The sequence below is a fragment of the Dorea sp. AM58-8 genome (assembly GCF_003464045.1).
In the GTDB taxonomy this organism is placed as follows: domain Bacteria; phylum Bacillota; class Clostridia; order Lachnospirales; family Lachnospiraceae; genus Claveliimonas; species Claveliimonas ammoniilytica.
In genome coordinates this window covers 23,693-34,285 of record NZ_QSDM01000026.1, presented here as the reverse complement: position 1 = coordinate 34,285, position 10,593 = coordinate 23,693, and the positions used below count along the sequence as shown (strand labels likewise).

Below are 10,593 nucleotides of genomic sequence, written 5' to 3'. Positions count from 1 at the left end.
TCGGGCGCGAGTTCTCCCGTAAGCAGGTCTGCGTGGCTGGTGCGGGAATCCTCTGTGCGGCGCTTCTCATCGGCGGCGGGGCTTACGCCATCTCACATGCCAGTTGGACGGGAGATTCCAATGCCCCTGCGGTGTCCCAGTCAAAGGACGATGAGAAGCAGGACATGGTACTTACCCTTGAGGTAAAGGCTGACGGCTGGGATGCGAACACATCCACGCCCGTCATCGCGCATATCGAGGGAGCGGACGGCGAGGTGGACTTCTACACCGCTATCGACGCGAATAAACAGGTGACTGTGAAGGTCGGCAAGTCCGGCACCTATACCGTCACATTCATTTCACCGGTGAACGCCGACGGTTCCATCTATAAGGTGTCATCGAAGAAGGTTACCGCCGGGAAGGCCGACAAGAAGACGGCCAGCACGGGTGTGACTTTCAACAAGGTGGATGCGGATAAGGTGACGAAGGATGACCTGACCGCCATCGCCAAGGATGTTGCAGCAGCCGTGAAGAAGGGCGATTCTACTCTGACCGGAGACAAGGGTGCCGAGGTCGTGAAGAAGTTCGAGGACAACATCAAGAAGAACCCGAATGCCGATACGGATGCCGTCGAGAAGGAGACCGAGAAGGCTGAGGAGACCGCCAAGGAGGACAAGTCCGATGCGAAGACACCGGAGACCTCCGATAGCAAGAAAGATGATGGGAAGGCCACAGGCAGCTCCGATAACTCTGGAAACAAGAGCAATTCATCCTCCAAGAAAGACGAGGGAAAATCCGATAGCAAGCCGAATGGTGGCAACAGCAGCAACTCCGGCTCGAACACCAATTCAGGCAGCTCATCGAAAAAGGATGACACCCCGGCGCATCAGCACAACTGGGTAGCCAGACAAAGACCGTCCATCACGACGCTCAGTACAAGACCGTCCACCATGACGCGGTGACGCATCAGGTATGGCATGACCCGGTAACGGAGGAACACTATATCTGCAACCAGTGCGGTGCGGATATTACGTCAGACCCATGGGGACATATTAACAACTCTCTTATGAATGGTGGTAATTGCGGAAGCTATCACTCTACCTATGTGACTGTAAAGCAAGGGTATTATGAAACTGTGACCGACAAAGCAGCATGGGACGAGCAAGTGCTGGTGAGCAAGGCATGGGACGAGACCGTGACCACCGGGTACAAGTGCTCTTCCTGCGGTGCCACGAAGTAACTAGAAAGAGCAAGGCAATCGTCTATTTCAGGCAAGGAAAGCCCCGACCAAATGGCCGGGGCTTTTTCTAATGCGCCTTGTTCAGGTCTTTCGGTGGTTCCGACCCGTTCCGTTTCGATAGCTCTGCGGTCGCACTCTTCATATCACCGATTTCGGAACCGAAGAAATCCGGCTCTTCAAGCCCAAGCGAATGGGTGGGAACCGGAACGATGATGCCACTGGAACCCTTGATATAGGAGAGGGCATCGTGGCGTTCGCCGACCTCGGTGAGCGATGCGGCGAGAAGGGAGTCCTTGAACCAAGGATATCTCTGTTGCAATTCCTCCATGACGGCCATTGCCCTGTCAATCGCCATTACCGTTTTCGACTCATACCCGGAAAACTGGGTGTGGACGAATCCGTTGCGTTCCATGAAAATGCGGATAAGCGTCCAAGCGCCGCGCCAAGCATTCGGCCTGATGGAGCCGTAATTCTCACTGAGCGCAGCCATTCCCAAGTCGAAGTGAAGCTCCTTGCGGGTGTCGGGGCGGAGGGGAAGTGATAGTTGCATCCCATTCTCAAGAAACTCCTTCACATCGTAGCTTTCACCGATTTCCGTGAAGGTGGCCGCTTTCACGCATTTTTGGAACCAAGGAAACTTGTACATCATCTCATCTATGGTGCCATAAGCACGCTGATAGGACATGACGATATTTTCTGCCGATTCATATCCAGAATATTGCGGCTTCTCAAAGCTATGGGATTCCAGAAAGTCCTGAATATCTGACCATGCATTCCTTTTACCGGTATAGAAGCGTTTAACAGACTCGTTGTCTAGGTCGAAGTGAAATGCTTTCCTATCAAGTTCCATCTGGAATCCTAAGTACGAATGCGACTAGTCGTAAATGCGTTTCGGGCTGATATCCCGGATTACCTGTAGGTAGTCTTCGCCCTCCGGTTCATTCATATCCTCATAGGTACGCCAAGACTTAATGTTCTGCATGACCCAAGGCTGTTTAGAAAGGGCGGCGCAAACAGGACACTGCGCTCCGAACTGCACCTTGCGGTTCTTTGCCTGCCAAGTACCAAGTCCGATGCGGACGTTACCCATTTGCTCCGCATATTTTCCCACACAGTCGTAGAGGTCATCTACGTTGTAGCCGTTCCTTTTTGCCTTCTCCTCATCGAACTCGATGGTGAAGCGCCAAGGTTTCTTTTCCATTTCTGCCATACCTATCGTCCTTTCTGCCAGATGGCTGTTATCATATGTTACCATTATACTATAATGCCAGTATTACGGCAATACGTTAATTGAACGCATGTTCCTCTTTCGGCGCGGGCACACGGCTACAGGACGGCAGCAAGGGCAGGTTCCGGCATCTCGCTTTCCGGCTGGTGTTCGGATGCGCTTGCCATATCATGACTCTCTCCGGCGAGCGACACCTCCTCTTCCAGTTCCGGTGCGTCAATCTCAATGTTCTTTCCCAGTTCCTCCTCGTAACGCTCCATGATGAAGGTGTCCGCATGGTCGGCTTTCGATGCGGCTTTGAAGAGATAGGAAGGGTCGTTTTCCAATGCATTCATCCAAGATTGCAGATAGGAGACGTGGTTCTCGTAGAACTCGCCCTCCAAATCGGTGCTCTGAATACCGAGGTCTGCGGAAAGGAAAAGGCTTCCAAGCTCCGCGACCAGCTCTTCCTCAGCATAGGAAGGGCTTCCGAAGCGGGTGTCGAGTTCACGGGCGAGGGCGGAAGGGTGTCCAGTGGAGTGGGTCATCTCATGCAGCAGGACGCGGGTGAACGCTTCGTCCGAGCGGAAGGTCTCTCGCGGGGCGATGACGATGCGGTCTGTGGCCGGAGAGTAGGCGGCACTTCCGAGGTAGCTGCTGCTCTCGATGACTGGGCATCTGGAAGATTCTTCAAGGTTCTGGGCGATGATGGCTGTCCGGTCATTCTGGTGGACGGGGGAGTTTTCAGGCGGGATGCCCTCGATATCTTCCGCATTGAAGACGTTCCAATAGCCGACGAGCTTCGGATAGCGTCCCGCAAGCTCCTTCTCACCGGTATCCTCGTTTTCCTTGTAGAAGGAGAACTGTTTCCATTTCTCGATGAGCGCGGACTTGGCACCTTTTTTCACATGCCAACCGGCATCCTTTATCTGGTTGAAGGTAGCCCACCGGTTGTCCGTGTAGCCGCGCATGAACCCGATGAAGCCAAGATGCACGCGGTTTCCGCCCTGATACACGGTGCCGGAGACGGGGTTGTGCGGTGTTAGGGAGGGCAGGTACGGTTCTGCCCAACGAAGCCCGTCGCGCTTCATGTCCTCGATGATTTTCTCAACGACCGCCTGACGCTGGTTCTCAATAATCTCCGTAGGAGTCTGCTTCTGCTTAGATTTCATCATGGTCTCCTTTCCGGGAAAGCTCATTAAAATTATACGATAGCTGCCGCTTTTCCGACATGCTCTAAGAAAACGACCCCACAGAATCGAATCTGCGGGGTCTTGGCGGTAGGTTTGTAGCGTGAGTGCGAACAGATTGAAACCTGTCCTTATTCGGCACCAGAGCCAGTCTGACGGGATTCGGTCGAAACAGTTTCCGTTTGCGCCTGTTTTTGGTCGATACTGGTGGTCACGACCGTCCGCTCATTCTGCTTCCAGAAGTTATAGGAGCAGGAGACGAGGGAGATGACCTGATTCGGTTCGGAATTGGTATCGAGTACCATGGCGGCAGATTCTCGCGAAGAATCGTACCAGTTCCGAAAATCCGAATCACCGGCAAAGACCGTCCGTTTGGTCGGCTCCCATCCCTTCACGATATTCGCGAAGCGCACGGTGTAGCGCATCTTGGTGTTTGGGGTTTGGATGAGTACCGTCTGATGCTCAGAAGCGAAGGATTTATCGCTATACCGTTGGACGTTGCCGAAACAGGTGACCGCGTTCCCGAGGGTCAGGCTGTGTCCGAGGATGACGGCATTCGGACTTTGAAAGCCCTCCTTCTCGCATTCTGCGTCGAGATAGAGCGCACCCAAGGGGTTGTAGTTTCGGTAGATATCGTGATGCAGGTAGTAATCCGGGTCGGATGCGTGAGCTTGCAGGATGGGATGGTTGATATCCGTCCCCGGCACGGTTATCCATCCGATAACATCCCCGTTCACGCTCTTCCAGTAATCCCAATCAACAGTAGGGAACTCGGATTCCCGACCACCTGCGCTTTCCGTGGCGGTTTCCTGCGGCGTGCCGTTTGGTGACGGTGAGGGACTTGCATCCCGATAGAAATGAAGCAGCACGCCGAAAAGGATGGCAGCGACGGCCAAGAAGACCGCCGCTGCCGCAAAAGCCGCACGGGATTTCCGGTTATGATTTCCCAATCTGGCCATCTGAATTACTTGGCGGCATCCGATGTGGCCTGCGGGGCATCCTTCGTCGCTCCGCAGGTGGTGCAGACCAGCTTGTCGATGACCGTCTCATCGTAAGCCGGGGTGTCGGTGACCTGTTTATCATAGCCCTCGCTCACCATGACCTCATCGGTGATGGGGACGTTGGTGGAGTAGCCGGAGTGACCGGTCTGCTTGATGTGGTCATCGGCCTTGCCGTCGATGACCTGCTTGCACTCATTGCAAACGGTATGGTAGGTGGTCAGGTTCTGGTAGACGGGTGCCACGTGCTCCGTGTGCGTCACAGCGTCATGGTGGACGGTCTTGTAGGTGATAGACCAGTCGTGGGTGTGAGACTTCTCTTTGCTCTTAGAGCCGTCCTTCGCAGACGCGTCGGAACCGCTTTCCTTGGAATCATTCGCCTGCACGGATTCGGCCTTGGAATCTGCATCGGTTTGGTGGCCGATGCCATAATAGGCACCGCCGCCGATGAGCGCGACGAGAGCAAGGCCGCAGATGGCGGCAATGACCTTCCGGTTATGCGGCTTCTTCTCGCTTTCCGGGTTCGCGTGCATGTTGTTCCCATCCGCAGGTGATTCGGTGGAATCTCCGTCGTTCATCTCGATATCGTTCTCTTTATCGTCCTTCATGGGTGTATCCCCCTTTCAAATTAAAAGGAAGGCAGGGTGCCGAAGAGCTGGCACCCTGCCGGTTTCAGGCGTTACGGGCACTAGGCTTCGGTGTTATCCTCTGCGCTCTCGTCCGCATCGCCCTTGGTGGTCTTGCGGCTCTTGATGCCGTAAGCGGTCGCGCAGCCTGCGGCAATCAGGAGGATGCCGATGGCGATGGCGATGTTCGTCATGTCAACGCCGGTCTTTCCGTAGGTGGAGCCTGCCGGGGTCGAGGTGACGGTCACGGACTGTCCCTCGTCGTTGATATCCTTATGCTCCGCCACGGTAACGTCCGTGGTCTTGCCGTCGATATCGCTCTGTTTGGTCAGCTCCTCGAAGACAACCAGTGTATGACCGTCGAGGGAGGTTGCATCGAACTCGCCGAGGTTGATGGAGACCGTGCCGCTCTCACTGTTCGGCGTGAACTTGAGTTCGGCGGTCACGCCCTTGTCGGCAACCTTCAAAGGTTCGCCGGTCTTCTTATCCATGAGCGTGGCATGGAGCGTGTACTCCTTGCCGGGAATAAGACCCTCGTACTTCACCTCGTCAGTGATGACGGCATCCTTGCCAGCCATCAGTTCATGGTCACCGTCGGACTTGTCAGTCGCAGTGGTACCGATGGTACTCGGGGCGAGTTTTACCGTCTGTCCCTCGTTGTCCTTATCGCATTCGCTCGCGACGATGGAAACGGGAGTCTCATCGGAAGCGTTCTCGATGCTGCCCTTGAACATGACCTCAAAGACCACGAGGTTCTTGGTCTCGCCGGACAGGCGGTCGATAACGTCGTTGGAGTTGAAGGTGTAGTCCATGTCGATGGAACCGGACTCCTTCTCAGGGGTGAACTCCGCCGTCTTGTAGACAAGGCAGGAGAGGAGGTCTTTGTTCTCCTCGGCATATGCCTTGACCTTGGCGAGGTCAATGGAAGCGGTCGGGAGCTTCTTTGCGTTCGACCAGTCGATACCGTTATCAGTGACCTCGACCTCATCGGCCTTGTAGGTCTCCTCGATATTACGGACGTAGCTTGTGCCGCCGTCTGCGGTGGCGCTGCCGCTACCCTCCAGACCGGTGAGCTTCCAAGTGCCATCTTCCTGCTCGGTGAGAGTCTGGGTGTCGGTCTTGACAGTCCAAGTGCCGTCCTCGTTCTCGGTGCGCTCGGAAGCATCATAGGTGTAGGAACCGTCCGCGTTCTTCACGATGGCGGCACCGTTGCCCCAGTCCTTGCCCTTGACCTTGATGGAGTAGGTGTTCGACTGGAAGCCAAGCACGTTCATCAGGCCGGAGGTGAACTTGATGAGGTCATCCTCGGTATACTTCTTCGCGCCTTCGCCGGTCAGTACGGGAAGACCGGTCTTTGCATCCATCAGGATACCGGCCATGGTGTAAGCCTTGCCGGTGAGCACATGGTCGTACTCCACCTTGTCGGTGACGGTGGACTCGGCATCGGCGATGACGGTCTTGTCACCATCGAGCTTGTCCGTGGCTGTGGTACCAATCTCGGAGGTGTGCATGGTGACCGTCTGGTCTTCATCCTCGATATCGCTATGGGAAGCAATCTCCTTGTCCTTGTAGGACAGGGACTCGAAAGCGACCACCGGTGTGTTGTCCTTCAGAAGCGACCCATCGAAAGTGAGGTTACATCGACGGTGCCGTAGGTGTCCTCGGGAACGAACTCGGTCTCGGCGGTGACGGGGTTGCCGTCGGCATCGAGGAGCTGCTTCTTGGAGACCTTGCCGTCCTTGGCGGTGACCTTCTCGTAGAGGGTGCCGGAAACCTTGTAGGTCTTGCCGGGAGTGACGTTCTTGTACTTCACGGTATCGACCACTGAAACCTCGGTATCGGAAACGACGGTCTTATTGCCGTCGAGACCGTCCTTGGCGGTGGTGCCGACTTCGGGCTTCGTGATGGTAACGGTCTGGGACTTGTCCTCGATATCGGCATGGCTCGCGAGTTCCTTGCCGTTCAGGGACAGGGACTCGAAAGCGACCACCTTGTCCTTGGCCTTGAGGTCGGACGCGTCGAAGGCGAAGGTCACATCGACGGTGCCGTAGGTGTCCTCGGGAACGAACTCGGTCTCGGCGGTGACGGGGTTGCCGTCGGCATCGAGGAGCTGCTTCTTGGTGACCTTGCCGTCCTTGTCGGTGACCTTCTCGTAGAGGGTGCCGGTGACCTTGTAGGTCTTGCCGGGAGTGACGTTCTTGTACTTCACGGTATCGACGATAGTAACATCGCCCTCACCGATGAGGTTCTTGTCCGCATCCAAGCCGTCCACGGCAGTGGTGGAAAGCGTGGGCTTCGTGATGGTGACGGTCTGGGACTTGTCCTCGATATCGGCATGGCTCGCAAGTTCCTTGCCGTTCAGGGACAGGGACTCGAAAGCGACCACCTTGTCCTTGGCCTTGAGGTCGGACGCGTCGAAGGCGAAGGTCACATCCACATCACCGAAAGCGGTTTCGGGAATGAACTCGGTCTCGGCGGTGACGGGGTTGCCGTCGGCATCGAGGAGCTGCTTCTTGGTGACCTTGCCGTCCTTGTCGGTGACCTTCTCGTAGAGGGTGCCGGAAACCTTGTAGGTCTTGCCGGGGGTCACGTTCATGTAATGGACGGTATCGACGATGGTGGCATTATCCTCACCAATGAGGTTCTTATCACCATCAAGGGCATCCGTTGCGGTAGTGGAGAGCTTGGGCTTCGTGATGATGACAGTCTGGCCGGAATCATTCACGTCGGCATGGGAAGCAATCTCATTGTCGTTGTAGGACAGGGACTCGAAGGCAACGAGAGAGGTACCTTCCTTGAGCGAACTGCCATCGAAGTAGAAGGTCACATCGACGTTTCCGTAGGAGTCCTCTGCGGTAAAGTTTGCTTCCGCAGTGACGGGGGTACCGTCCTTGTCTTTGAATACCTTCTTCGTGACCTTTCCGTTCTTGTCAAGAACCTTCTCGTAGAGGGTACCGATGACCTTGTAGGTCTTGCAGGGGGTCACGTTGTTGTAGTGGACGGTATCGCGGACGGCGACATTTTCCTCGCCCGTAACCGTCTTGTCACCGTCGGCAGCATCGACGGCGGTGGTGCCGATAACGGGAGCCTTCACGGTAACGGTCTGGTCAATGTCGTTGATATCCTTGTGGTCGGCAATCTCGATACCGTTCGTGGAAAGGGTCTCGAAGGCGATGAGCTTGGTGCCGGTCTTGATGCTGCTGGCATTGAAGGTGAAGGTCACGGTCGCGGTACCGCTTTCGGCTTCCGCCGTGAACTCAGCAGTCGCGGTGACGGGGTTGCCGTCGGCATCCACGAAAGCCTTCTTGGTGGACTTGTCCATAAGGGTTCCCGTGAGCGTGTAGGTCTGCCCGGCGGTAAGCCCGGTGTAACGGACATAATCGGTAACGGTAACATCATCCTCAGCGGTGACGGACTTGCTGTTGTCCGCATCGCCCACGGCGCTTGTCGAGAGCTTCGGCGTGAGCACGGTCACCTGCTGGGAAACGTCGGATTTATCCCTATGCTCGGCGAGCTTCGCACCCTTTGCATCGGTAAGCGTCTCATAGACCACGAGGGTCTTCTCCTTGAGGTCGTAGGAATCGAAAGCGTAGTCAAGCGTGACGGAACCTGCGGAGTCCTCAGCCGTGAAGGTCTTCTCGGCAGTGATAGCCTGACCGTTAACCGTGACGGCATCGCCGGTAGCGGCATCATGCAGCTCACCGATGACGGTGTAGGTCTTACCCGCGACGAGATGGCTGTACTCTACCTTGTCGGAAATCTTGACGGTGCCGACCCCAACGTAATGGTCGCTATCAGAAGCGTCGTAGGCGGTGGTGTGGATTTCCGGCTCCGGGTCATCGAAGGTGCCGAGGTCGATGGTCTTGGCATCACGGGTCACAGTAACAGTCGTGTTGATGAGCGCATAGCCCTCATTAGCGGAGCAGCGAAGCTCTTCGACGGAATAGGTGTCAAAGGGCAGGGCACCGAGCTTGTTGTCCGCCTTGACGGCATCGGAGGTGGAAGTGGTGCCGTTCCCATCGAGCACGCTGTTGTTGCCGAACCAGAAACCGGCGTTAGCATCGAGCTTCGTGCTGTCGATGGTGTCGCTTGCGGTCAGCGCCCAATCGTTCGCGTTGGTGTTCGAGTCATGCGCGTTCCAAGAGGACGCGGAGCTGAAATAGCCGTTCTCGTCGGTCACGGCGATGTGGGACTCGCCGGTAGTGAGGGAGGTCACCTTAAAGGGCACGCCTGCAAGGCGGTCGGAACCGTTGTCGGATTTCTTAGTGAACTCGATATCGGAACGGTAGACCTGCTCGGCAACCTCCGGGGCATTGTAGGTGATAACACCTTCAACGGAATTGTTTTCCTGAATCTTCTGGAAAGACACTTCATCAGACTTTACGTAGCCCATTGGGGCTTTAGTCTCACGTATGACAACGGTGCCACGTGGAAGTGCAGGAGTCCCATCAAGTCGATACCAGAAGGCATCGCCAGAGACAAAATGAGCAATGTCAAAGCTACAGAAACCGTTGGAGTCTGTACTAAACGTCCAAGAACGCATCGGCTTCACGTCGGCGTTCTTAAGGTCATCGTAGCTCTTGTAGTCAAGGGTGGCGTAGTAATCGACGGTGAACTCGGCACCTGCAAGGGTGGCGGAACCTGCGGGAGGTTACCGGCGCCGTTATAGGTCTTCTGGCCGTCGAATTTACCGAGAAGCATACTCATAGGGTCATTTGCGGGATTGTCGCTGACTGAGAGCTTCACAGGCGAGGATTCGCGATTCGCGCCGGAAACATCTGCGGTGTAAACCTGCGAATCGGTGAAATATCCCTTGGGAGCCTTGGTCTCCTTCACATAGTAGCGTCCGGGATTGAGCGAGACGGTGTTCGCGTTCCCGCTTGCGTTCGTCGTAAGGGTCGCTACCTTGTTCGAGCAGTTGGAGTCAGTGTAGACCCCATATTCGGCACCTGCGAGGGAATAGCAGTCATTGGCATCGGTAAGGGTCTTATTTGAGGAGTCCTTATGCAGTGTCAGATATCCCTTGTGCAACGTCTTGATGACACGGTAGTAGCGAACGGGATACTTGGGCGTGATTTTGGAAATCACGTTGCCGCCTGCGGAGTTCGGGAAATAGCCCTTTACAATTCCGTCTGCGTGGCTGGAAGAGTGCCAGAAAAGGTCTTCCGAGCTGTTGCTGCCCCAGAAGAAGCCGATATGGCAGTCTGAATTGCTATGATTCCAGTCCGCCGGCTCCATGTAGATGATATCGCCCTTCTCAAGGATACCGGACGCGAGCATCTGCTCTTTGGAGCTGAATGTGTAGCTGACGGCATTGTTGTCGCGACAATACTCATCCCATTTAGATGCGTTC

General features: G+C 55.6%; 9 protein-coding genes and 2 pseudogenes. 2 read left to right on the top strand and 9 right to left on the bottom strand.

The features are described 5' to 3' along the window. A pseudogene (locus DXA18_RS13945) lies at nucleotides 1–941 on the top strand (hypothetical protein); the annotation flags it as partial. Continuing rightward, a complete protein-coding gene (locus DXA18_RS13940) occupies nucleotides 938–1,219 on the top strand; it encodes a hypothetical protein (protein ID WP_118384402.1) in 282 nt (93 codons plus the stop codon). The pseudogene DXA18_RS13945 and the gene DXA18_RS13940, both read left to right, overlap by 4 nt. A gap of 67 nt (nucleotides 1,220–1,286) precedes the next feature. Here the strand turns inward: DXA18_RS13940 and DXA18_RS13935 are convergent, their stop codons facing one another. The 9 genes and pseudogenes from DXA18_RS13935 to DXA18_RS17720 all read right to left on the bottom strand — a co-directional run bounded on the left by DXA18_RS13935 (nucleotide 1,287) and on the right by DXA18_RS17720 (nucleotide 10,478). Further along, on the bottom strand, nucleotides 1,287–2,069 hold the full coding sequence (locus DXA18_RS13935; RefSeq protein ID WP_117786570.1) for a hypothetical protein: 783 nt from the start codon (nucleotides 2,067–2,069) through the stop codon (nucleotides 1,287–1,289). Nucleotides 2,070–2,093: 24 nt separating this feature from the next. Beyond that, nucleotides 2,094–2,474: a hypothetical protein gene (locus DXA18_RS13930; RefSeq protein ID WP_147345607.1), complete on the bottom strand. Its 381-nt coding sequence runs from the start codon at nucleotides 2,472–2,474 to the stop codon at nucleotides 2,094–2,096. Nucleotides 2,475–2,545: 71 nt separating this feature from the next. Next, entirely contained in the window at nucleotides 2,546–3,601 is a 1,056-nt protein-coding gene (locus DXA18_RS13925; RefSeq protein WP_158567154.1) for an ArdC family protein, read from the bottom strand. A gap of 146 nt (nucleotides 3,602–3,747) precedes the next feature. Further along, nucleotides 3,748–4,566 (bottom strand): class B sortase, encoded by an 819-nt coding sequence (locus DXA18_RS13920; RefSeq protein ID WP_158567153.1) that lies wholly within the window; start codon nucleotides 4,564–4,566, stop codon nucleotides 3,748–3,750. A 14-nt stretch (nucleotides 4,567–4,580) separates the two neighbouring features. Next, nucleotides 4,581–5,222, bottom strand: coding sequence for a hypothetical protein (locus DXA18_RS13915; protein WP_118384400.1), 642 nt, complete (start codon nucleotides 5,220–5,222; stop codon nucleotides 4,581–4,583). A gap of 80 nt (nucleotides 5,223–5,302) precedes the next feature. Continuing rightward, entirely contained in the window at nucleotides 5,303–6,835 is a 1,533-nt protein-coding gene (locus DXA18_RS13910; protein ID WP_118384399.1) for a VaFE repeat-containing surface-anchored protein, read from the bottom strand. Between the two features lie 14 nt (nucleotides 6,836–6,849). Beyond that, entirely contained in the window at nucleotides 6,850–9,633 is a 2,784-nt protein-coding gene (locus DXA18_RS13905) for a VaFE repeat-containing surface-anchored protein (protein WP_147345606.1), read from the bottom strand. Nucleotides 9,634–9,636: 3 nt separating this feature from the next. Beyond that, a pseudogene (locus DXA18_RS17725) lies at nucleotides 9,637–9,819 on the bottom strand (hypothetical protein); the annotation flags it as partial. Beyond that, nucleotides 9,789–10,478, bottom strand: a complete 690-nt coding sequence (locus tag DXA18_RS17720; protein ID WP_442873215.1) for a prealbumin-like fold domain-containing protein — start codon at nucleotides 10,476–10,478, stop codon at nucleotides 9,789–9,791. The gene DXA18_RS17720 and the pseudogene DXA18_RS17725, both read right to left, overlap by 31 nt. Between the last annotated feature and the right edge of the window lie 115 nt (nucleotides 10,479–10,593).